Origin of the sequence: Lacticaseibacillus thailandensis DSM 22698 = JCM 13996, from assembly GCF_001312865.1 — a bacterium.
Classification (GTDB): domain Bacteria; phylum Bacillota; class Bacilli; order Lactobacillales; family Lactobacillaceae; genus Lacticaseibacillus; species Lacticaseibacillus thailandensis.
In genome coordinates this window covers 675851-699710 of sequence record NZ_BBER01000001.1, presented here as the reverse complement: position 1 = coordinate 699710, position 23860 = coordinate 675851, and the positions used below count along the sequence as shown (strand labels likewise).

At 53.3% G+C, this 23860-nt stretch carries 15 protein-coding genes and 4 pseudogenes; 15 read left to right on the top strand and 4 right to left on the bottom strand.

The genetic code is table 11. From position 1 onward, the window contains the following. Positions 1-107 precede the first annotated feature (107 nt). The gene (locus tag JCM13996_RS03395) at positions 108-1490 is read left to right on the top strand and encodes an amino acid permease (protein ID WP_054749606.1); all 1383 of its coding nucleotides are present in this window, start codon (positions 108-110) and stop codon (positions 1488-1490) included. A 129-nt stretch (positions 1491-1619) separates the two neighbouring features. Here the strand turns inward: JCM13996_RS03395 and JCM13996_RS03390 are convergent, their stop codons facing one another. The 3 genes from JCM13996_RS03390 to JCM13996_RS03380 form a co-directional block, all read right to left on the bottom strand. Then, positions 1620-2177 carry a hypothetical protein gene (locus JCM13996_RS03390; RefSeq protein ID WP_054749604.1) on the bottom strand — a complete coding sequence of 186 codons (558 nt, stop codon included), beginning with the start codon at positions 2175-2177 and terminating at the stop codon, positions 1620-1622. A gap of 18 nt (positions 2178-2195) precedes the next feature. Continuing rightward, the gene (locus JCM13996_RS03385; protein ID WP_054749602.1) at positions 2196-2942 is read right to left on the bottom strand and encodes a hypothetical protein; all 747 of its coding nucleotides are present in this window, start codon (positions 2940-2942) and stop codon (positions 2196-2198) included. A gap of 252 nt (positions 2943-3194) precedes the next feature. Next, positions 3195-5441 (bottom strand): LTA synthase family protein, encoded by a 2247-nt coding sequence (locus JCM13996_RS03380; RefSeq protein ID WP_054749600.1) that lies wholly within the window; start codon positions 5439-5441, stop codon positions 3195-3197. Between the two features lie 156 nt (positions 5442-5597). Here JCM13996_RS03380 and JCM13996_RS03375 point away from each other — a divergent pair. Then, positions 5598-6191, top strand: a pseudogene (locus tag JCM13996_RS03375) (VanZ family protein); the annotation flags it as partial. Between the two features lie 94 nt (positions 6192-6285). Here JCM13996_RS03375 and JCM13996_RS03370 read toward each other — a convergent pair. Beyond that, the gene (locus JCM13996_RS03370) at positions 6286-7329 is read right to left on the bottom strand and encodes a tagatose 1,6-diphosphate aldolase (RefSeq protein WP_054749598.1); all 1044 of its coding nucleotides are present in this window, start codon (positions 7327-7329) and stop codon (positions 6286-6288) included. Positions 7330-7711: 382 nt separating this feature from the next. Between JCM13996_RS03370 and JCM13996_RS03360 the strand changes: the two genes are divergently transcribed. From JCM13996_RS03360 to JCM13996_RS03300, 13 genes and pseudogenes are all read left to right on the top strand, one after another. Continuing rightward, positions 7712-8563, top strand: coding sequence for a GRP family sugar transporter (locus tag JCM13996_RS03360; protein ID WP_054749594.1), 852 nt, complete (start codon positions 7712-7714; stop codon positions 8561-8563). 164 nt (positions 8564-8727) lie between these two features. Further along, a complete protein-coding gene (locus JCM13996_RS03355) occupies positions 8728-10068 on the top strand; it encodes a glucose-6-phosphate isomerase (RefSeq protein WP_054749592.1) in 1341 nt (446 codons plus the stop codon). Positions 10069-10479: 411 nt separating this feature from the next. Continuing rightward, a pseudogene (gene murC, locus JCM13996_RS03350) lies at positions 10480-11792 on the top strand (UDP-N-acetylmuramate--L-alanine ligase). A 91-nt stretch (positions 11793-11883) separates the two neighbouring features. Further along, on the top strand, positions 11884-12486 hold the full coding sequence (locus JCM13996_RS03345) for a Bax inhibitor-1/YccA family protein (RefSeq protein WP_225353428.1): 603 nt from the start codon (positions 11884-11886) through the stop codon (positions 12484-12486). Positions 12487-12933: 447 nt separating this feature from the next. After that, positions 12934-15570 carry a DNA polymerase I gene (gene polA / locus JCM13996_RS03340; protein WP_054749590.1) on the top strand — a complete coding sequence of 879 codons (2637 nt, stop codon included), beginning with the start codon at positions 12934-12936 and terminating at the stop codon, positions 15568-15570. Between the two features lie 32 nt (positions 15571-15602). Continuing rightward, positions 15603-16448, top strand: a complete 846-nt coding sequence (mutM, locus tag JCM13996_RS03335) for a DNA-formamidopyrimidine glycosylase (protein WP_054749588.1) — start codon at positions 15603-15605, stop codon at positions 16446-16448. Between the two features lie 17 nt (positions 16449-16465). Further along, positions 16466-17074 carry a dephospho-CoA kinase gene (coaE, locus tag JCM13996_RS03330; RefSeq protein ID WP_054749587.1) on the top strand — a complete coding sequence of 203 codons (609 nt, stop codon included), beginning with the start codon at positions 16466-16468 and terminating at the stop codon, positions 17072-17074. Positions 17075-17157: 83 nt separating this feature from the next. Then, entirely contained in the window at positions 17158-17634 is a 477-nt protein-coding gene (nrdR, locus tag JCM13996_RS03325) for a transcriptional regulator NrdR (protein ID WP_054749686.1), read from the top strand. Between the two features lie 95 nt (positions 17635-17729). After that, entirely contained in the window at positions 17730-17933 is a 204-nt protein-coding gene (locus JCM13996_RS11100) for a hypothetical protein (protein WP_054749585.1), read from the top strand. Further along, a complete protein-coding gene (locus JCM13996_RS03315; RefSeq protein WP_156321836.1) occupies positions 17873-19147 on the top strand; it encodes a DnaD domain protein in 1275 nt (424 codons plus the stop codon). The genes JCM13996_RS11100 and JCM13996_RS03315 overlap by 61 nt, the downstream gene beginning before the upstream one ends. Continuing rightward, positions 19134-20062 (top strand): annotated as a pseudogene (dnaI, locus tag JCM13996_RS03310) (primosomal protein DnaI). The gene JCM13996_RS03315 and the pseudogene dnaI overlap by 14 nt, the downstream one beginning before the upstream one ends. A gap of 447 nt (positions 20063-20509) precedes the next feature. Further along, positions 20510-22457, top strand: a pseudogene (gene thrS / locus JCM13996_RS03305) (threonine--tRNA ligase). 277 nt (positions 22458-22734) lie between these two features. Then, complete coding sequence (locus JCM13996_RS03300; protein ID WP_054749581.1) at positions 22735-23598, top strand: sortase domain-containing protein; 864 nt, start codon at positions 22735-22737, stop codon at positions 23596-23598. The last annotated feature ends 262 nt before the right edge of the window (positions 23599-23860 follow it).

Here is a 23860-nt window from a genome sequence, read left to right as displayed (position 1 = left end):
TAGGTGAATTAAGCTCACGTACCACTGATGAGGTTTCATCGGGTTAGCGCGGTTGTATGCGGGTCGGCTCCGGTATACTGGAAGGGTTAATAACTGGAGGTATCGATTTGCAATCAACGGAAAATAACAACACCCAGATGGCACGGGACCTGAAAAACCGTCACGTACAGTTAATCGCTTTGGGCGGGACAATCGGTACCGGACTATTTTTAGGGGCCGGGCAGACCATTCATCAAGCCGGACCAGCCATTTTATTGGCGTACATTGTCACCGGAATCGTCTGTTTCCTGATGATGCGTGCACTGGGGGAGTTACTCCTCAGTGACACGACTAAACATAATTTTGTGGATTTTATTACCGAATACTTAGGTGCTAAGACCGGGAAGGTGATCGGCTGGGTCTACTGGGTTTGTTGGATTGCAGTCGCCATTGCGGAAATTACTGCGGTCGGTTTATACGTGAAGTATTGGATTCCGGGGGCGCCCCAATGGGTGTCCGGGCTAGTGACCCTGGTCGTATTGTTGTGCCTGAACTTGATTAGTGTGGGGGCCTTTGGGGAAACTGAATTCTGGTTTGCCTTGATCAAAGTGGTTGCCATTATCGTCTTGATCGTAGTCGGATTGGTGTTGATCTTTTTGCACGTTAAAACGCGGGAGGGCAACGCTAGTTTCAGTAATTTGATTGCGTTTGGCGGCTTCTTTGCCCAAGGGGCGGGTGGCTTCTTTGCCTCGTTCCAAATGGTGGTTTTTAGTTTTGTGGGCATCGAAATGGTGGGTTTGACCGCTTCCGAAACGGCCGACCCGCACCACGTCATCCCCAAAGCCATCAACGAAATTCCAATGCGGGTCATTTTATTTTACGTTGGGGCCTTGTTGGTGATCATGTCCGTGTTCCCGTGGAACGCAGTTTCCACTAGTTCCAGTCCGTTCGTGCAGGTGTTTGATAATGCTGGCATCAGTGCTGGTGCTGATATCATCAACTTTGTGGTGTTAGTGGCCGCGGCGAGTGCCTGTAATTCGAGCCTGTACTCGACCGGGCGGTTGCTCTTTGGGATGGGCGTGACGGGGCAGCACCCGTTGTTGCGGTACTTTGGGCACTTGAATCACCGTCAGGTCCCAGCGCGGGCGATTGCGGCCAGTGCCGGCATGATTGCCCTCGGTGTGATTTTCAACATGGTGATCCCGTCATCGATCTTTACGGCCGCATCCTCAGCGGCCACGACGTGCTTTCTGTTTGTCTGGATGGCGCTGGTGTTGACCCATCTCCGTTATCGGCGTGCGCACCCCGATAGCCATGAATTTCTGTTGCCTGGGGCACCGTTCACCGATTATTTGGTACTGGCCTTCCTGATCATGGTGTTTGTTGTCATGGCTTGCGTACCCTCCACCCGCATGGCGCTGCTGGTGGCCGTAGCGTTTGTCGTGGTGGTCTGTCTGCTGACTGGTGTGTGGCGGCACGATACGTCCGTACGTTCGGCTAGCGGTCGCTAGAATTTCGATATTAAAACAAGGACCAGCAGTAATCCTTCAGGGGATGGCTGCTGGTCCTTGTTGTTGCCGGGTTATTTTCGTTGGCGAGTGACGGGTCACTCATCCTTTAATGTGGTCAAATCTGTGCCCTTACGCCTCCACGTTACGCGGAACGAGTAGTGGTGGTGTGCCGGTTACGGGATAATCGGCTGTAGCCGCAAGGGCGGCGTTGGTGGTCAATATGACTAGGGTTACTGCCTGATGCACGCACAGTTCGCGCGCAGTATTCAGCAACCGGCGAATTTCCGGCCCGGATAGCTGGTCAAGAATTGTGCCCGCCACCACAACCTGCTTACCAGCGAGGACCTCCCGCAGCAGTTGCACCAGCAATATGTCGATACCGTGTAGCTGGGAAGACGGCTGGTTCAAAAACATGCTGTTGCGCATGTCCGCGGGTAGCAGGTTTAAATCGTGTTCGGTCCCGTTAAGAAAGAGGTTGGAGCGCACTGGTAGGTAGGGGACCAAGGTGCTACTGGTGGCGATAAATCCCGACTGCTTGTGCCAATCGCTGGATGCGAGTTGTTGGGCGTATTGATGGAAAGTGGCCCTGGCAGCACGAGTGCTTGGTTGGCCAACCAAATATACGCCCGGCCGGTCCATGACGGGGTTTAACCGCAGGCGTCTGTTTTTACGTGGGCTAAAAAGCATCTTGCTTCCCCCTTTAGGTTAGTTAAGCTGACGGCGCACATTATGGGCCTGGATTGCCGTTACGAGTAGGTTAACGATAATCACCGACCCAATTGCGTACACACCAACTAATGCAAAGCCGGTGATGCCGGTCGGCATCTGGGCGGTCGGGTTGCCAGTACCCCGCAGTAACGACTGCGGATTGAAATCGGTCATATGGTTGGTCATCATGGTTTTGATGCCCATCATGAGCTCATGGTGGTTCGCCCCTGGTGCGCGGTTGATTGTGTGCACAAAGAAGTACTGATTGATGCTATTGCACCAATGGCCCAGCGTCTGGCTGAATAGGCTAACGGTCACGGCTACAACGCTAAATCCCGCTGCGGCGCTAATGCCGCCTTCTAGTGCGAACTGACTGGCCACGTCGAGGCTACGCTTACCCGCACCCAGGTAGGCGCCGATTTCAGTTTCTTGGCGGTGAATGAACCACATGGCCACGAAGAATAACGCTACGAGGTAGATCATGGTCACCAATAGCAACGCGATATCGTAGTAGTTGGCCTGGGTTAAGTGGGCGTGCTGGACGGTGTTAGCGACGTTACTGGTACCACTACCAGATATTTCGGTCAGGCGCCGGCTAAAGTTAGTGGCGTTGGCCGTGCTGGTTTGGGCACTAGTCCGTAAAAATAAACCAAATAGGGTGTAAACCGCCGTTAGCACCGCGATAATAATATTCATTTGACGGTGGTAAGCTAACCCCATCATTACTCGTTCCAGGAACCGCACCGGCTATCACCCCTTTAATTGTCATTATAGGGGCCGACTTTGAACAATGTATGAATTTACGGGTGCACATTAGTGAATACCGGTAGTCAGACTCCCGGCCAAACCGCGGGTCAGCCGGGGATAACTGGGGTATACCAACATGGACCAGTGGCGGCCCCGATGGGGGAGTGCTACTGGTCCATGTTGGTAGTTGATTAAGTTGTTTGCTGGTAATGGTGGTGCGCGGATGGTAGTAGCACCAGTCGCTGGCTGTTACTTGCCTTCCAGAACTGAGTTTTGGCTACTACTGCTGCTACTGGAGGACGATACACTACTGCCACTAGCACGTGTTTGTTTACGGACGCTGGCCGGGAATTTAGTAATGTAATCTTGGTGATTAGCTAGCTCAGGGGCATCCGTTTTGTAATCATTGGTGGTACTTTGGTTATTGTTTTGCGTGTACAACGACGTGGTGGCTGAGCCCTTATTTTGCTCCATCTGAATGACCTGTTGCAGGCTGGTGTCAAAGTCCGTGGATTTGGAGTTGACGGGGGTAAAGCCCGCCGGTGTGTAGAAGCGTAACAAGTTTTGCTGGTTCAGCCGGTCAGACAGGCGCAACTCCTTATTCACTTTGTGCTGGTCCTGCTTGAGCTGGGCCTTGGTGGTAGCCGTGAGGTTATCCGCCACGGCGCCCGTACTATTGTCGTACACCTTCCCGTTGATGACGGTGTAACGTTCCGTGACAAAGTCGTTGTCGCGAAAGGCGACTAGTTGTTGATGCTGCGGTGAGAGCAGGTCCTGACCAAACTCCACGTACTTTTGGCTGTCAATTCCTAGTAGATGGAGGATGGTCGGCAGAACGTCCACTTCACCACCGTACGTATGGTTCACGCCCCCCTTCAGACCCTTCATGTTAATGATGAGGGGTACGCGTTGCATCTGGGCGTTGTCGTAGGCGGTCCAGTTGCTGGCATTTTTACCCAGCAACGGCGCCACGGTCTTGTTCCGATCGTTGCTCAAGCCATAATGATCCCCGTACAGCATGATGATCGAGTTGTCATACAGACCACTCTTTTTGAGGTAAGCAAAGAATTCTTTCAAAGCCGAGTCGAGGTAATGCGCGGTCTTAAAGTAGTTGTTGACCGTGGTGTCATCAGTGCCGGCATCGGGGAAATCGGAGTCCTCGCTGGTGATGGTATACGGGATGTGGTTACTAGTAGTAATAATTTTGGCGTAAAAAGGTTGCTGCAGGTGTTCCAGGTACTTGGGACTTTCTGCCAGCATCAATTTATCCTTGATTCCGTACTGTGTGTTCATGTTGGCGCTGTGGTAGAAATAGTTGTTGGAGAAAAAGTAGTTGTACCCCAGGCTCTTGTAGGTGTTGTCACGGTTCCAAAACGAGCCGGAACCGCCGTGTAGAACCGCGGTCGTGTAGCCCGCCGACTGGTTGAGTATAGCTGGGGCGGCTTGGAACGTGTTGTCGGTCCCCAGTGTGGCAAAAAGGGAGCCGGTGGACAAACCAAAGGTGCTCGTTTCCAGCAGGTTTTCGGCGTCGCTCGTTTTGCCCTGTCCTACCTGGTTAAAGAAGTTGTCAAAACTGAGGGTGTTGTTTTCTTTCACCAGCGAATTTAGGAAGGGGGTCACCTCTTGTCCATCGATCTTCATGCCCAGCAAAAACTCCTGGAAACTTTCGAGGTGGATCACAATGAGATTTTTGCCCTTAGCAACCCCGTAGTAATTCGCATTGGGGGCGGCGTAGTGACTCTTGGTGTAGCTCAAAATCTGGTCCATGCTGGCACTATCGGCCTTGCTGCGTACTTGGTTGGTGCGGACGGTTTTCAGGGCGTCGTACACAGTGAATGGTCCCAAGCCTAAATATTTAACGATGTACGTACGGTCAAAGGTCCGCGTGAGCAGTTGGGGCCGGTTGGCTTCACTAAGCGCCATGGTAAACATAAATAGCGCCAGCCCAATCACGGTTGCAGCGGTGGGGCGGTGGTAGGCAACGGGCCGCCGGTCGAGGTGTAACCCGAAGTGGGGCCAGATCAGTCGCTGGTGGTTGATGAACCGCCAGAGATTGACCACACCGTAGACGAGGTATGCGCCAATTACAACAATGAAGTCACCAAAATAAATCAAGTCCAGTGGCTGGAGGGAGAGACTGCCTGCAGAGAGCCCCTGGACGGATTTGGTGGACCCCAACATGGTGTTGATGGTCATGAAGTCTGAGAACTCCCGGTAGTACAAGACGTTCGCAATGAGCAGGACTGCCAGCAATATGTAAATCAGTGTGGCCGTGGTGTAGGCGCGGCGTGGAGACTTAATGTACATCCCTAAACTGATCAGGAGGATACTGGTCCCGAGAGGGTTAATGATTAATAAAAAGTACTGCAGTGGGTCGCTGGCTCCGAGGCTAAACTCGAAGAAGTAAGCGACGAGTGTTTTTACCCACAGTAGTAGTACCAGCAAGGTTAGGAAACCCCACCGTGAAGAGCGTAATTGATTGAGCCTGGATTTCAACTTTGCGACCGCCTTTCAGAGTATCGTCCTTATTTTACCCCGAGTAGCAAAGCCGGGGCAAACGGCGGGCCGATAACTATCTTTTTCGCAATAATTAGATAAGTTAAACCAGTGACAGGGGCTACTTCTGCTAAAATATGCCTTGGAGGTAGCGCGATGTTGTTTTTAGGCCCATTTTACACGTGGATTGCTGGCCGCATGGCAGCAACGGTAAACCACTGGCCATTGATACGTCTAATTATCTATAGCCTCGATAAAACTATCCTTTACACCTTGATTTTTGTTGTGGTGAGGACGATATGGTTAGTGTGCCGTCATCAACGTGTGCGTTGGTGGCACGAAGTGGGCTTGCTACTGTTTGTGGTGTACTTAATTTTGTTACTGGCCCTCACCGTGTTTCGCGGCGCGCAGATTTACTTTCCGTGGAACCTGCATCCTGATTGGGGACGGGATACCAGTGTTATTAATCTGCGTCCCTTGGTGGGCAGTTGGCAACTCTTTAATGGGACCACGCGGCTTGATTTTTATTACCAAACCTTTGGCAACGTGTTGTGGTTTATGCCGTTGGGGCTACTCTGGCCCGCCCTGGGTCGCCGGGGTCACCGCCTATGGGGAACCGCTTGCCTGAGTTTGCTTTTGTCACTGGGGATTGAATGCTGGCAATTTTTACTGGCCACCGGTATTGCCGATATTGATGACGTCATCTTTAACTTTATTGGCGGGTTGGTCGGGTACGCCTTTACCGCATTGGTCGGGGTCTATGTGGTCGATCATGACACAAAAAAAAACGTGGTGCTCAACAACGAGCACCACGTTTGTGTTTACTAGGTTAATTAGGTTGAGCTTAGTTAGCCTGGTCAACGACTTCGATGTTGTCCAAGCCACCGTAAACGTCGTACCAAGGAGTAGCGTACTTGGAGAGGATGGCGTTGAGTTCCTCAACGTTACCCTTACCAGTCGTGTCCAACCATTCCTTGAGCGCATCGCGGCCACCGTCGGCGTAAACCTGAATTCCGTCGCGCCAAGTTGCACGGCCACAGAGGATCCCGGAGAACTTGGTGCCAGATTCACCAGCAAAGTTGAGTTCTTCACGGAACGTCTTGGTTGGTACACCAGCAGACAGGTAAATGAATGGCTTCGTGGCAATGTCATTAGCTTCCTTGAAGTAGCCAGCGGCTTCCTCTTCGGTGTAGGCAGCCTGAACGCCATCAGCAGTGTGGCCCTCAACAAAGTCCCAGTTGACTGGTACTTCAGCCTTGATAACATCTACCCCGTACTTGTCCTGCGTGAATTCCTTCATGGCGTCGAGTACCAGCCGTGGCTTAGCCAAAGCGTATTCGCGACTCTTAGCATCTGGAATGGAGTCGGTGTAAGTAACCAATTCCAGGAAGAATGGCAGGTCCGCACCCTTAGCTTCATTAGCCAGACGCTCAACGAAGGCCTTCTTAACGTCGTTGATTTCGTCCTTGTCGTGTGGGTCGTAGTAAACCAAGACCTTAGCGGCATCGGCACCCTTGGCCTTTAACCGGGTGAGGCTTTCTTCCTTCAACAGTTCTGGGAAGCGGCCAACCGTGTTAGCATCGTAACCGGTCTTTTCGTAGGACAGAATCAGTCCGGATGAAGGATCCTTGCTCTTCATACCCTTGAAGCCAAGTTCTTCATCAATCAAGATGGCTGAGGCGTACTTCGTCAGTTCGGAAGAAACCAGTTCCTTGAACTCGTAAATCTGGTCCAGGCTGTATTCCTTGCCGGCTTTTTCATCGGCGGCAGCCATCATCTTCTTCATCGAACCACGCTGGTCGATGGCCAGGGCAGCAATCACGCCATCCTTGTTGGCTAATTGCTGCATCTTGTCGAACTTACCACGTGTCAAAACCTTTTTAGCCATGTGCAAAACCCTCCAGAAATCCAAAAGTGTAATATTTGGTAACACGGCCATTGTACAAGAGAAATCGCTGACATTCAAGCGTTTTCATTATCCGCAGTTGTCACTCAACGAGTTACACGAGAGTTTCAAAATATTTTACGAGCAGAAGGCCAGTGGCGACGTGAGGTTTCATTAGTTTACAGAAATGTTTACCCAACTTGGCACCAATTACTGCTTGCATGAAAGCGCATTTTCCGATAGTATTTTTACTCGGGTCGCAGCGCGGGCAATTCGCAGAGCGTTCCGTGAACATTGGGCACCCACCACGACCGTCAGCGGGACGTCGGGGTGGGGCCCGACATTCAACCACACTACAACGAAGCAGAAAGAGGAATCATACGGTATGGCAATTATTATCGCACTGATCCCGGCGCTGGCCTGGGGATCAATTGGATTAGTAAGTGGCAAGTTGGGTGGCAACGCCTACCAACAAACTTTGGGGATGACGGTTGGGGCCTTGGTTTTTGGCTGCGGCACCTGGTTGTTCATGCAGCCCAGCATTACGGGGGCTACCTGGCTGTTCGGAATTATTTCGGGTCTACTGTGGGCCCTAGGGCAAGGATTCCAGTTCCGCTCTATGCAGCAAGTGGGCGTGTCGACGGCCGTGCCCATTTCGACCGGTATGCAGTTAGTCGCCAACGCTGTGGCAGGGGCCCTGTTGTTCCACGAATGGCGTAGTGGTCGCGACGTGACGCTAGGAATCATTGCCGTTGGTATTTTAGTTATTGGTGCGGCGTTGACCTCGCGTAAGGAGAAGGTTGCGGTAACGGTGCCCAACCACATGGGCAAAGGCATCCAGAGTTTGATCATCTCTACTATTGGTTACGCGGGCTACACGGTGGTGTACACCGCCGCGGGTCTGGATGCGGCGGCCGTAGTGCTGCCACAGGCCGTGGGGATGGTGTTGGGTGCCATCGTGCTCTCCTTTGGCCACCAGGTAGTGACTCGGGCAACGGCCAAAAACATTGCGACGGGTCTGCTGTGGGGTGTCGGTAACTTATTCATGCTGATGGCGACCAAGTCAGTTGGTCTGGCCATCGCCTTCTCGATGTCACAGATGGGCATCGTTATTTCCACGTTTGGCGGCATTTTCCTGCTGGGCGAAGAGAAGACGCGCAAAGAAATGGTTTACGTCACCGTGGGTAGCCTACTCGTTATTCTTGGTGGGGTGGTGTTAGGCGTGATGAAGGCTTAGCACGGCAGCAAGCATTACTCAAGCATTACTATAGAAGCTATGGAGTTAAAACGTTGCTGACGGGCAACGTTTTTTTTGCGGCAAACGTGTTTGTGAGCCCTTGCATTTTAGGGATATTACGGATAGAGTTATTGATGGTTTAGTACAAATTAGGAGGATTTATCATGGCTCATATTTCATTTGATTCATCGAAGCTGGGCAAGTTCGTGCACGACAACGAACTGTCCGAAATGCAGGCATTGGTCACGGCCGCAGATAAAGAGCTGCGCGAGGGTACCGGTGCGGGCAACGACTTCCGTGGTTTCTTGGACCTGCCAGTTGCGTATGACAAGGACGAGTTCAGTCGTATCAAACAGGCTGCCGCTAAGGTCCAAAAGGATTCCGAAGTCTTTGTTGCCATTGGTATTGGTGGTTCTTACTTGGGTGCGCGTGCAGCCGTCGACTTTCTGAGCCACACGTTCCGTAACGCTGACCCAGCCCGGAAGCTACCAGAAGTTTACTTTGCTGGTAACTCCATCAGCTCAACCTACCTGGCTGACCTGCTGGACATCATCGGTGACCGTGACTTCTCTCTGAACATTATCAGTAAGTCCGGTACCACGACTGAACCTTCCATCGCTTTCCATGTATTGAAGGCTAAGTTGATTGCCAAGTACGGCAAGGAAGAAGCTGCTAAGCGTATTTACGCTACGACCGACCGCGCTAAGGGTGCTTTGAAGACTGAATCCGATGCAGAAGGCTACGAAGAATTCGTTGTGCCTGATGACTTGGGTGGTCGCTTCTCCGTACTGTCCGCCGTTGGTTTGCTGCCAATTGCCGTTGCTGGTTACGACATTGATGCTCTGATGCAAGGTGCCGCTGATGGTCGCGAAGCATACAGCAGCGCCGACCTCAAGGACAATGAAGCATACCAGTATGCTGCTTTGCGGAACATTTTGTACCGTAAGGGCTACACGACTGAATTACTTGAAAACTATGAACCAACCCTCCAGTACTTCGGCGAATGGTGGAAGCAACTGATGGGTGAGTCTGAGGGCAAGGACCAGAAGGGTATCTACCCATCTTCCGCGAACTTCACGACTGACCTCCACAGTTTGGGCCAGTATATCCAGGAAGGCCGGCGTAACTTGATGGAGACCGTTGTTTGGGTTGAACAGCCGAAGCGCGACATCAAGATTCCGGTTGAAGCTGATAACCTTGACGGCTTGAAGTACCTGGAAGGCCGGACGATGGCTGAAGTTAACCGCAAGGCTTACGAAGGTGTTGTGTTGGCCCACACCGATGGTGGTGTGCCAGTCATGACTGTCTCCATCCCGAAGCAGGATGAATACACGTTGGGCTACCTGATCTACTTCTTTGAAGCTGCTGTGGCCGTATCTGGTTACCTGAACGGGATTAACCCATTCAACCAGCCAGGTGTTGAAGCCTACAAGTCCAACATGTTTGCCCTGTTGGGTCGTCCTGGCTATGAAGAACAGACTAAGGAACTGAACGAGCGCCTGTAATGACGTATAGTTTGGTTGGGGACACTAGTCAGCATGGATATTGACTTGGTGTTTGGTCAAAAAAAGTGTCCGCTCAATTTCGATTGGGCGGGCACTTTTTGACCTTCAAGGTGGAGACATCGCCATGGTTACAAATTCGTTGATGACACGCGTTGGTTTTAAACCGAGGCTCCTGAAAACGCACGGTAAATTTTACTCACCTTGCCATGGGTAACGTTCATGTTCAAGCTATGGCTTGATGTGGCGGGGTCGGGCGGATATTGCCTTACGCCCGCGGGTGATTGCTGGTTTTCAAAGCCTCGTTCTAGTGGGTGGCGTGTGCTATTATAGAGGGTAAAGTGTCATGGAAATCACGACACACTACATATTGTTCTGCCGCACCGCGTGGAACATGGAAAAGAGATTGAGCGTATGACTGAAACAGATTACTTTATTGGTATCAAGGGCTCGGGTATGAGCTCATTAGCGTTGATTTTGCATGATTTGGGTCACCAAGTGCTGGGTAGTGACATCACGCAGTACACTTTCACCCAGAAAGGACTGGCGGATGCTGGCATCGAGATGTTGCCGTTTGACCCGGCTAACCTCAAGGCGGGCTACACGGTCATCTTGGGTAATAGTTTTACCGACGAGCACCCCGAAGTAGTGCGGGCCAAGGAGCTGGGACTGCCCATCTACCGGTACCACGAGTATCTGGGTAAATTGCTGAATGACTACACGAGTATTGGGGTGGCTGGTGCGCACGGGAAGACCAGCACGACCGGTCTGCTGGCCCACACACTGGGCGGCATTGCCAAGACCAGTTACCTGATTGGCGATGGTAGTGGCAAAGGGTCCCGGATTCCAAGTTCTTCGTTTTTGAAGCCGACGAGTACCGGCGTCACTTCCTGGCGTACCACCCTGACTATCTGATCATGACCAACATCGATTTTGATCACCCTGATTACTACACTGGAATTGAGGATGTGTATGATGCCTTCGAAACCGAGGGTAAGCAGGTGAAGAAGGCCATCTTTGCTTGGGGTGACGACCAGTGGCTACGGCGCCTGGACGTCGACGTGCCGGTCTACTACTACGGGCTGAAAGATACCGATGACTTTATCGCCCGGAACGTGCAGCGCGGGCCGGCTGGATCCGAGTTCGATGCGTACCACAAAGACGATTTGATTGGTCACTTCAAGATCTCCCTGTATGGTGAGCATGCCGTTTTGAACTCGCTGGCGGTTGTGGCGGTCGCCTACACGGAGCACCTGTCCGCTAGTCTGATTGCACGGGAATTGGCCACCTTTGATGGGGTCAAGCGGCGGTTCTCCGAGACTGATGTAGCTGACATGACCGTGATTGATGATTATGCCCACCACCCAAGTGAAATCAAGGCCACGTTGGACGCTGCCCGGCAGAAATTCCCAGACAAAGAGATCGTGGCGGTGTTCCAGCCACACACTTTTAGCCGGACGATTGCGTACCTGGACGAGTTTGCGGACATTTTGGGCACCGCGGACCACGCCTTTATCACGCCGATTTTTAGTTCTGCACGGGAAAAGAGTGGTAGTGTTAGTGCTGAGGACCTAGCGGCTAAGATCGATGGCGGCAAGGTGCTACAGTTGGACAATATGCAGCCACTGTTAGAGTTCCATGATGCGGTGCTAGTATTCATGGGCGCGGGTGACGTGCAGAAATACGAGCGTGCCTACGAGGATGCACTGAAGGCAAATCGGTCTTAAGTACCATTGGGTGTTATTGGTAATAATGTTACAATGTTCTTCAAGGTAGAATTATTAGCACTGCAACGTGTTAATGAAAGGATTTGATGATATGCAAGAACGTCGTGCCGTTAATGAAGCGGGACTGTCCCAATTCTTTGGGCGTGTCTACGGAGTTATGGGCGGGGGGATGGTCGTGACGGCCATCGTTACCTACCTGTTGGGTTACGTTTTCCGTCAACAGTACTTTAACTTTATTGCCTCTAATTCGTTGGTATTTTACGTTATGGCCTTTATGCCGTTGATCTTCGTGATTTTAGGTAATACTGGTCGTTCCGTGGCCCACGCCGGGCGCGCACTGGTATTCTTCCTGTTGCTGGCGGCGAGTGAAGGCTTCACGTTAGCGCTGATCATGTCAATGTACAATGGGACGACGGTGATTGCGGCGCTGCTGACGACGGCAGTCGTATTCGGTACCATGGCGCTAGTTGGTATCTTCGGTAAAAAGGATCTTAGCCGTGCTGGTTCGATTGCCATCATGGGTCTGTATGGCGTCATCTTGATGAGTTTGGTGAACATGTTCCTGCGCTCTACGGGCATGGGCATGTTATTGAATTACATCATTTTGGCCATCTTTATCGTACTGGTTGCTTACGATAACCAGACGCTCAAGCGTTTATACGCGAGTGCGGATGCTCAGGCGTTATGTCGGTGAACTCGTTAGCCGTTTCGGGCGCCGTTGCGCTGTACCTGGACTTCCTGAACCTGTTCCTGACAATTCTCGAAATTTTCGGGGTCGGTTCGAACCGTAACTAACAACAGTAATTGCTTGATGAGCACCTAGGCCGCGCTGGCCGGGGTGCTTTTTTTTATGTTGCGTGTGCTGTGCTACTACGGCTTGGTGAACTGCTCCATGGCGGCAGTCAGTGTTTGAAATCGTCGTGCCATACATCACTACGTTCATCTTGTGACAGCAACGTCGACGCGTCATTGTGCCTACCCTGATGCCCCTCAGGTATTCGGACTGTGAGCTGCACAAAGCCGCTGCGTGGCACCAAGTACGCGCAAAAGAGCTACTGGCTGTGCACCCCTATTAGCGAGGACGGGCTTTTGGTACAATGATATTAGTAAATTACTCGTGATTGGCAAAGGAGTGCGCACCGTGGCTGACAATATTTTATTAATCGATGGTAATTCAATTACGTTCCGGGCGTTTTACGCGACCTATACGTCGCTGGACCGGTTCACTAACAGCGACGGGGTGCACACCAACGCCATCATGGGTGTGAATAACATGCTGGACAACTTACTGGCGAGTCAAAACTTTGACAAGATTCTGGTCGCCTTTGATGCGGGCAGCAAAACCTTCCGGACGGCGAAATATGGTGATTACAAAGCTGGCCGGCAAAAGACTCCCGATGAACTGTTAGAACAACTCCCCCTGGTCAAGGAAATGCTCGAAGGACACGGCATTGTTCACTACGAGCTGGCTAATTACGAGGCCGACGATATTATTGGGACGCTGGCCAAGCAAGCAGACGCGGCCGGCGACCACGTATTGGTCGTGACTGGTGACCGGGACTTAACGCAACTGGCCACTGACCGTGTGACGGTTGCTGTGACCAAGAAGGGGGTCACGGAACTTGAGGAGTACACACCAGCTTACGTACAGGCAAAGTTAGGCGTGACGCCCCGCCAAATTATTGATCTCAAGGGGTTAATGGGCGATACATCGGATAACTATCCCGGTGTGACTAAGGTGGGGGAGAAAACGGCCATTAAACTGATCAAACAATTCGGGTCAGTTGAGGATCTCTACGCGCACCTGGACGACCTTAAGGCCAGCAAGATGAAGGAACATCTCGTTGCCGATCATGATCAAGCCGTGATGAGCAAGGACTTAGCGACGATTCGGCAGGATGCTCCGCTCACCATTGGTCTGGATGACATTGATTTCAAGGGCCCGGATTATGAACAACTACGCGCGTTTTACCAGCGGATGGACATGCGCCAGGCCTTAAAGCGGATGGGTGGCCAGGGTACGGCCCCCGCGGCGCAGGTGGAATACACCGAGCTCACGGCCGATAATTTGGCCGCAGCCATGCAGTTACACGCGCCGGTAGCGTTTGAGTTGGAAATGTTGACCGAAAATTACCACACGGCCAAGGTTGAGGGTTTCGTGGTCGCTGACGCGGAGCACACCTTTGTGTCGACGGATACGTCGTTGTTGCAAGACATGGAGTTTGCCCTCTGGTTGGGGGACCCGGCGCGGCAACTAACCGTCTTTGACGCTAAGCGTAATCTGGTCGCTGGTCGGCACCTCGGTTTGGACTTACATCCTGACTTTGATGCGTTGCTGGCTTCGTACTTGTTGAATCCGGACGAAAATAGTAATGATTTGGGGCAACTGGCGCGCGAACATAATTATGATGCGCTACCAGCTGATGAGGACGTTTACGGCAAGGGGGCCAAGTTACACTTACCCGATCGTGACGTTTTCTGTAATCACCTGGCGCAAAAGGGGGCGGCATTACTGGCGTTGCGGCCGCGGTTGACCACCGAGTTGGCTAATCAGGACGAAACCAAGCTGTTTACCGACCTGGAATTACCGTTAGCGCGGGTCCTGGGCGACATGGAGTATAACGGTATTAGTTTGGATACCGCTATTTTGGCCGAGATGGGCAAGCAGTTAAGTGGTTCGCTGGCCGTGTTGGAACAACAGATTTATGCTGATGCCGGTCACGAATTTAACCTCAACTCGCCTAAGCAACTGGGTGTTGTATTGTTTGAAGACCTGGGACTGCCCGTGGTGAAGAAGACCAAGACTGGGTATTCAACGAGTGTGGCGGTACTGGAGCAGTTGCAGACCGCGCACCCCATCATTCAGAAGATTTTGACTTACCGTAAAATTAGCAAGATTCAGTCCACCTACGTCGTGGGGCTACAGGACGCGGTTCAGCCTGACGGCAAGATCCACACCCGTTATCTGCAGACCTTAACACAGACTGGACGTCTGAGCTCAGTTGACCCCAACATGCAAAACATCCCGGCACGCGGTGATGGCAAGCAGGTGCGGCACGCCTTTGTGCCTAGTGAACCTGGTTGGGAGCTGTTCAGTGCGGATTATTCGCAGATTGAATTGCGCGTGCTGGCCCACATTTCGGGTGATGCGCACATGCAGGAGGCTTTCAAAGAGGACCGGGACATCCATGCCAACACGGCCATGAAGATTTTTGGCCTGAAGAGTGCCGATGAGGTCACTCCCGACATGCGCCGGCAGGCCAAAGCCGTTAATTTTGGCATTGTGTACGGTATCAGTGACTTTGGGTTAGCCCGGAACATTGGTATTACCCGCGCTCAAGCCAAGGCGTTTATCGCGGGTTACTTTGAGCAGTATCCGCAGGTCCGGGAGTATATGGACCAGATGGTCGCCACGGCCCGCGAACAGGGCTACGTGGAAACGTTGCTCCACCGGCGTCGGTACCTGCATGATATTCATAGCCGTAACTTTAACCTGCGCAGCTTTGCGGAACGGACCGCGATGAACACCCCCATCCAGGGGAGCGCCGCCGATATCATCAAGGTAGCCATGGTGCGGATGCCCGCGGCGGTGGCTGCTGCCCACTTGCAAGCGCGCATGCTACTGCAGGTGCACGACGAACTCATCTTTGAGGCGCCAGCCACCGAGATGGATCAGCTACGAGATGTGGTCGCTGGCGTGATGGATGCGGCCATTAAGCTAGATGTGCCGCTCAAAGTCGAGACGAACCACGGGCGGACGTGGTTTGACGCTAAGTAGTTAACAACGCAGAACGAAAGAAGGACCATTGTATGCCAGAGTTGCCAGAAGTAGAAACGGTGCGGCGCACGCTGACCGGGTTGATCAAGGGTAAGCAAATTGTCGCCATTGGCACGGACTGGGAAGCCATCTTACGTGACGGACTGGATGAAGTGCGCGAACGGTTAGTGGGCCAAACGTTCACCGGGGTCGACCGGCGCGGCAAGTATCTGCTGTTGCGGCTGACCGGCGGTTGGACTCTCGTCAGCCATCTGCGTATGGAAGGTAAGTACATGTTAGCGACCGACCATGAGTCGCCGCACGCGCGCTGGACGCACGTGTGGTTTACCTTTGCGGATGGTTCAGAATTGCGGTACATGGATTCGCGCAAGTTTGGCCGCATGAACGTGGTACGAACGGGTACGGAAAACGTCGCGATTAGTGGCTTGGCGTCAATGGGGCCCGAACCGGTGGCCACAGACTTTACTGTGGCCGATTTCAGTGCTAAATTGGCCAAGCATAAGAAGGCCATTAAGTCGGTGATTTTGGACCAGTCAACGGTGGCCGGGGTTGGTAACATTTACGCGGATGAAAGTTTGTGGCGTGCCCGCATTCATCCCGAACGGCCCGCTAACTCATTGACGCCCGCCGAGGTGACTCGCCTCCATGATGCCATCATTGCCATCATGGCGGAGTCGATCAAGCTGCGCGGTACGACGGTGCACTCATACGTGGATGCCCAGGGCAAACAGGGTGGGTTCCAAGACCGCCTCGTTGTCTATGGGCATCAGGGCACACCTTGCCCGCGGTGTGGTACGAAAATTGAAAAGATCAAAGTCGGCGGTCGTGGTACGCACTTTTGTCCGCACTGCCAGGTTGCGCCCACGAGCGCAGAATAACCAGCGGAGGAACTGGCATGACGTATAAATTAGGCATTACTGGTGGTATTGCTACGGGTAAGACTACGGTTGCGAACGATTTTCGCGCGGCCGGGTACCCCGTCATTGACGTGGACGGCATTGCGCGTGCCGTAGCGGTGCCCGGCAGCAAAATTCTAGCGGCGCTACAACATGAGTTTGGTAGCATGATCATCCAGGGTGATGGGACCCTAAACCGCGGCCTGTTAGCTAAAGTGGTGTTTGGTCACCCCCGGCGCCTTAAGCGGCTTAACGACATCATGCAACCTGCTATTCGTGCCCAGTTTGAACGTGAACTGAAGCGTGCGGTCGGTACCGGGGCCGACTTGGTAGTGGCTGACGTGCCGTTGCTGTACGAACAGCACTATGAGGATTACTTTGACGGAATCGCGGTGGTGACCGTACCCGCGCAGCGGCAGCAAGAACGTCTGGCCGTGCGTGATGGGTTGACGGTGAATGAAGCCCTGGCGCGGATCAATTCCCAGCTACCACTGGACGAAAAAGTGGCGCGCGCCAACTTTGCCATCAACACCGACGTTCCCGCTGAGTTACGGCGGGTGGAGGTCCAACAACTCATCGCCCACATCCTCAACACGCAAAGCTTGTAGGTTTTGGTATAATGAGCGTGACGGGTGTTCCGTGGCGTCACGCATGACGTCACGGCGGTCGAATATTCTGTGGGGGTATGAACGTGCAGTGTCCACATTGTCATAAAAATAGTTCGCGCGTCGTTGATTCCCGCCCAACTGAGGGTGGCGAAGCAATTCGGCGGCGGCGGGAGTGCGAAAATTGTGGTTTTCGTTTCACCACCTTTGAACGGGTGGAACAAACCCCACTCCTGGTCATTAAGAAAAATGGTACCCGTGAGGAGTTCAGCCGGGAAAAGGTCCTCAGGGGGCTGATTCGTGCGGCTGAAAAGCGCCCGGTTACAATGGAACAGATGCAGCAGATCGTCGAGCAGGTCGAAGCCAAGATTCGGGCGATTGGCGAGAACGAAATTTCTAGTCAAAGTATCGGTGAGTTCGTTATGCAAAAGTTGGCGGACGTTGACGATGTTGCTTACATTCGCTTTGCCAGTGTTTACCGGCAGTTTAAGGACATGTCGGTCTTTATGGATGAGCTCCAAGGCATGATGAAGCGGGAACAAAAGGATAAACAGGAAAAGTGACGGGCGTGAACGGGGTTGATCCGGTTGCGCCCGTGCGCTTATGTAGTGGTTTGATTTAAGGTGCATTGGGCACCAACTTTCAAGGAGGTGGGTACGTGCGTAAACCAGCAAATTTTATGCCGCAGGACGATTATTTAGCCACGCAGGCAACGGAATACAGCGACGTGGATCGGCGTACCCTGACGTACCTCTACCAACCGATCCTGGGACCGGTGGCAACGGCGTTGTACACCAGTTTGTGGCTGAAAGTAAGCGCCACCCGGTCTTTTCGCAGGATCGGCACCCGCACACGCGGTTGATGGGGATGTTGGGGGTCGGTATCGATGAGTTGTACGACGCTCGGGTTCGGTTGGAGGCGTTACAGCTTGTGCAGACCTTTACCCAGGTCGATACGGCGCGTCACTACGTGTATGAATTACATGCACCGGTGGCCCCGAGTAAGTTTTTTGCGGACGATCTGCTGGGTATTTTGTTGTTTGATACGGTCGGTGAGACGCGGTACGACGAGCTTGTGCACGAGTTTGAGTTGACCCCCGTCCGCCGGCCCGACATGCACAATATCTCGTTGGCGTTCAGCGACGTGTTTGATATTGTTACGGCTCAGGCGACGACGCCACCAGCTACCGTGAGTACCAGCAAGTCGGCCGTGGTGTCAGCCGGAACGGCGAGTCCGGAAATTTCTGGGGTGCAGTTAGACTGGGAGCTGTTGCGGAACTTACTGAGTAATACCAACATCCAAAGTGGCACGCTGTCGCAGAACCAGCATGCCTTGCAGCAGCTGGCCGGGTTCTACGGTTTGGACGAGCCCACGTTGGCGGCACAAATTGGTCAGGCTTTGGATTTACTGACCGGTAAGTTGGATATGCGGCTATTGCGACGTAACGTGGAGCAGCAGTTTGAACGGGTCCACGGTAGCCATTTCTGGGCCCGGGGTAGTGAAGCAACGGCCGCAACCAGTGCGGCCGCGACCGCATTACAACCAAGTCAACCAACTGACGAGCGGGAGCAGGAAATGTTAGCACGCGCCAAGTCGATGACCCCGCGGGAGTTTATTAACGCCGCGAAGCAGGCACAGGACAGTCGGATGTTTGCTAGTCGTAGTGAGATCAAGGCTTTGCAGCATTTGGCCGAGCGCGGGATCTTCTCGCCGGCGACAATCAACGTTATGGTGGATTATGCATTGCGTACCAGTGATAATGGCAACGTCAGCGCCAACTTCTTGGACATTTTGGCCAACAGTTGGGCAGCCGCTGGGGTGCATACGCCGGAACAAGCGCTGACGCAGATTCACCAATATGCAGCGGGAAACACCAAGCAACAACAGCGGGTCCAGCAGCGTTCGGGCAACCGGCGGGGTAAGCGCAGTGAGCCAGTTCCTGAGTGGGCCCAACAGGACTATGTGGCCCCCAAGGAAAAAAATTTCAGCGGATGCCCAGGCCAAGCTCAACGCACAGTTACAGGAGTTGGCTCGCAAGCGGCAGCAGAAGAAGGAGTAACTCATGGCACAACTTGAACGATTATCGGCGTACCTCCAACGCCACTTTGCCGATCATGATTGGGGGCAGCGTTACCAGCAGACCATTGAGCGGGTCTTACATAATAGTGACGTGCAGGCGTTTTTGCGGAGCCATGCGCACGAACTGACGGAAGCCACGGTGGATGCTGGCGCGGCGAAGCTCTTTGAGTACGTTAAATTGCGCGAGGAGCTCGACGCGGGCGCGACACCGCCAATCCCGGGATATGAACCCCAGTTGGTCATTAGCAACCACCAGATTGATATTGCTTATCAGCCCACGGCGGCCAAAGTAGCGGCGGATGCGCAGCGGGCCAAAAGTAATTTGGTGACCGTAATGAACATGCCGAAGGACATTCGGGATGCCGACCTCCTTAAGTACGACCAGACGGACCGGACCGAGGCTTTGGCGGCAGCGACGATGTTCGTGAATGCGGTCGTTAAACCGGACCACGAGCACGTGCACGGCCTGTACCTCACAGGGGCGTTTGGCGTCGGTAAGACCTACCTGCTTGGGGCCATCGCTAACAGTTTAGCTGACTTTGGGGTGGGGACGACGTTGCTACACTTTCCCACCTTTGCCGTGAACATGAAGGGTAGTATTGCCACTAACACGGTCACTAGCGAAATTGACCGGGTGAAGCGGGCACCAGTGCTGATGCTGGATGACATTGGCGCGGAGTCCTGGAGTGCTTGGCTGCGTGATGACGTGCTGGGCGTCATTTTGCAGTACCGGATGCAGGAAGACTTGCGACTTGCTTTAGTTCCAACAAGACGATGGCCGAACTGGAGAACTTTCTGGCCGGTCGGGAGCAGGGCAATAACGAGACCGTCAAGGCCCAGCGAATCATGCAGCGCATCCGCTTCTTAAGCCATGAGGTAGTGGTCGGTGGACGGAACCGGCGGCCACAGTAGCGGTGCGGTGGTGCTTGGTGGCTACCATGGGGTATTGCAACGAGCGGTTCCGCGCAAAGGCTGCTACATAAGGTGCTCTGAATAAAGGGCCAGGTTCGGGCCTTTTACCCAAAGCCCCTTACGCTATTGCTTTGAACCGCGGGGAATTACTCCCTAAATTTTGTTTGCCTTTCATAAACAAGTGTGTTTTAATACAGGTATCGAAGACGGAAGCAAAAAGGAACTGCAACTTCAGAGAGTGCGACAGTAGCTGGAACTCGCACATGCAGGATCCGCACCACTTCTCGAGACTGCCGTAGGGCCTGAACTCTGGTTACGGGTGAACAAGTGGACACAGTGTCGTGCTGTGCCAAACTGGGTGGAACCGCGAAGTGAATTCGTCCCTGACGTCATTAATGACGTCAGGGATTTTTTGTTGCCCGTCAAAAAAGAAAGGAAGAGTTACATATGTCAATTGCATTGAAATTCCCTGATGGTAACGTCAAAAACTTTGATGATGGCACGACCGTCTTGGCCGTTGCCCAGTCAATCAGTAGCACCCTCGGCAAGAAGGCCATCGCCGGTAAGCTGGACGGTCAGTTCGTTGACCTGAACGCCCCACTCGCTCACGATGGCGCCATCGAAATCGTCACCAAAGATGGTGACGACGGTCTCGCCGTTCTGCGGAACACCGCGGCCTTCGTGTTAGCTGCAGCTTTGTCTCAGCTCAACCCCAAGATGCGTTTCGGTGAAGCTCACGCCGACGAAGATGGTTCTACGTTGATACTGACCAGGATGGCGCCCAAATCTCTGTTGATGAGTTGAACGCCGTGAAGGACAAGATGCAGGCCATCATCGCCGCTAATGAACCCATCAAGGCGGTTAGCTTGAGCCAGGCCGACGCGGTCGCTAAGTTTAGCGATGACCCTTACCGTAGCCAGTTGGCTAAGGCCGCTGGTGACCCAATTGCCGCGCACCAGTTGGGCGACTTTGTTGGTTTCCAGGAGGGCGCACTGCTGCCTGACCTGAAGCCCCTCAAGCACTTTGCCCTCCTGAGTGTTGCTGGTGCTTATTGGGAAGGCAAGTCTTCCAACCCAATGCTGCAACGGATCTACGGGACGGCGTACTACAAGGAAGCCGATCTGGAAGCCGATGCTAAGCGGCGTCAGGAAGCTAAGGAACACGACCACCGTGTCATTGGTCGTGACCTGGATCTGTTCTTCGTTGACCCCAAAGTGGGTGCGGGCCTGCCATACTGGATGCCTAATGGTGCCACAATTCGTCGGACCATCGAGCGGTATATCATTGACCGCGAAGTAGCTGACGGTTACGAGCACGTTTACACGCCCGTTCTGGCCAACCTGGATGTTTACAAGACTTCCGGTCACTGGCAGCACTACCGTGAGGACATGTTCCCACCAATGGACATGGGTGATGGCGAAATGCTGGAACTGCGGCCAATGAACTGCCCAAGTCACATCCAGATTTACAAGCACCACATCCGGTCTTACCGTGACCTGCCAATGCGGATCGCCGAACTGGGATGATGCACCGTTACGAAAAGTCAGGTGCTTTGTCCGGCCTGCAGCGTGTACGTGAAATGACCTTGAATGATGGTCACACCTTTGTGGCTTTGGAACAAGTGCAGGATGAATTCAAGAAGATCTTGCAGCTAATCATGAGCGTTTACGCCGACTTCAACATTACCGACTACACGTTCCGCCTGTCCTACCGCGACCCAGCAAACACCGCCAAGTACTTTGACGATGACGAGATGTGGAACCGTAGCCAGAGCATGCTGAAGGGTGCGATGGATGACCTCGGCTTGGACTACTACGAAGCCGAAGGCGAAGCCGCATTTTACGGCCCCAAGCTGGATATCCAAACCAAGACGGCTTTGGGTAACGACGAAACGATGTCGACCATCCAGTTGGACTTCATGCTGCCAAAACAGTTTGAATTGAGCTACGTGGGTGCCGATGGTGAGGAACACCGTCCAGTGATGATCCACCGTGGAATCGTGGGCACGATGGAGCGCTTCATCGCCTACCTGACTGAAATCTACAAGGGTGCCTTCCCAACCTGGTTAGCACCAACCCAGGTTGTCATGATTCCGGTTAACAACGAGGCCCACTTGGACTACGTTAACAACGTGAGGGCTAAGTTGATTGCTGAAGGGATCCGTGTGAAGGTCGATGACCGCAACGAAAAGATGGGTTACAAGATTCGTGAGGCCCAGACCCAGAAGGTGCCGTACACCGTCGTGGTTGGGGATGACGAATTGGCCTCCGCATCCGTTTCGGTTCGTCGGTATGGCGAACAGGATTCGATGAGCCAGTCAGTGAACATGTTTGTTTCGGCTATTGCGGCCGATGTGGCCAATTACTCACGGACTGATGCGCGCGCGCAAAAGTAAGCGTGCTTTGTAACGCACAACAATAATTACTGATTTGAATAATAGTTGCATTAGTTGCCGGTATAATCGTGCTGGTAGCTTGTGCGGGATTGCCCTTGACCGTTATGGTAGGGCAATTTTTTTTACGCATTTTTACCGGATTATCACAATCCTTACAGAAAATAAGTTGTTCCGATAAGCTAGGCCCAGTATGATTAGGGTGTTCAAAGGAGGTGTTGGGGAACACCGGAATTCCCGCGAACCAACTCGCCGGGGTGTGAGTTTAGGGGTGTTATTTATGAAAACTAAATATGCAGTATTAGGTACAGTAACCTTGATGGTTGCTTCCGTTGGACTCTGGGTGGGTCAACCGCATGCACAGACACAATCACCGGTAGTCACCCGCACCAGTCGTTTCCAACCGCCTGCACCCACGGACAACCTATTAGCACACGCACTGATGCAGCGCCGTGCGCAACAACAGGCGACCAAGCAAGCGGTATCCGTTCAGTTGGCGAACAAGAATGCCGCCACGCAGGCGCATGGTCAGGGCAACGCCAAGACCGTCCCGGCCGGTCAGATTCATGGCGCCACCACCAGTACCAAGAACGTTTCAAGTAGTAGTCAAACGACGGCCAGTGGGGCCACGAGCCCCACGGCTGGCACCACGACCGCAGCCAAGCCAGCCACGTCGACACCAGCACCGAGTGCCACTCGGGCACCAGCCCAGCATGCACCGACGCCGGCTCCGACGCCGCGCGCGGCAGGACCGCGCATCAGCTTTCTGGGTATCACGATGCCCGTTCTTCAGGGCAGCATGAGTGCTACCACGGCGCCCGCAGGTAACTATGTGGAAACCTGGGGTGGGCAGACGCGACTGTCAGTGAGTGACGGTCAGTCGACCCACATCATTGGCCACAACACGTCGAACTTTGGTGCAATTATCCAGCTAGGCGTTGGTAGTGCCGTGACCGTGACCGATGTTAATGGTCAGGTACGGACGTACCACGTGACTAGTACGGCTGATGTCAACGACCAGGGGTATGATGTTCATACCGGTCGTGATGAATGGAACCATATTGTGAGTGCTAGCCAGGGCGAACAAATTGTCTTGCAGACGTGTCTGTCAGGGACGGTCAACCGCATGGTTTGGGCCCGCTAATGTTAACAGTATTTGCTAATAATAAACACCCGCGACGAATAAGCGTAGCGCCGGGTCCATCTGGGGAGGTGGGTCCGGCGTTTTGATCAGCGAGTAGCCCTTCAGGGCGTACTCGCTGACACTCGGAGGACTCGCGGAGCTAGTCCGAGAGACTGCGGCCTGGTATTAATCGGTGGTCAGATCGAGTTAGGTAACAGAATATCCTAGGGCGTACTCGCTGACACTCGGAGGACTCGCGGAGCTAGTCCGAGAGACTGCGGCC

What these genes read in the sequence shown, in the direction of transcription:
- JCM13996_RS03390 (WP_054749604.1), bottom strand. Translation starts at nt 2,177, where the DNA reads ATGCTTTTTAGCCCACGTAAAAACAGACGCCTGCGGTTAAACCCCGTC.
- JCM13996_RS03370 (WP_054749598.1), bottom strand. Translation starts at nt 7,329, where the DNA reads ATGGCTAAAAAGGTTTTGACACGTGGTAAGTTCGACAAGATGCAGCAA.
- JCM13996_RS03360 (WP_054749594.1), top strand. Translation starts at nt 7,712, where the DNA reads ATGGCAATTATTATCGCACTGATCCCGGCGCTGGCCTGGGGATCAATT.
- JCM13996_RS03355 (WP_054749592.1), top strand. Translation starts at nt 8,728, where the DNA reads ATGGCTCATATTTCATTTGATTCATCGAAGCTGGGCAAGTTCGTGCAC.
- JCM13996_RS03345 (WP_225353428.1), top strand. Translation starts at nt 11,884, where the DNA reads ATGCAAGAACGTCGTGCCGTTAATGAAGCGGGACTGTCCCAATTCTTT.
- mutM (WP_054749588.1), top strand. Translation starts at nt 15,603, where the DNA reads ATGCCAGAGTTGCCAGAAGTAGAAACGGTGCGGCGCACGCTGACCGGG.
- coaE (WP_054749587.1), top strand. Translation starts at nt 16,466, where the DNA reads ATGACGTATAAATTAGGCATTACTGGTGGTATTGCTACGGGTAAGACT.
- JCM13996_RS03300 (WP_054749581.1), top strand. Translation starts at nt 22,735, where the DNA reads ATGAAAACTAAATATGCAGTATTAGGTACAGTAACCTTGATGGTTGCT.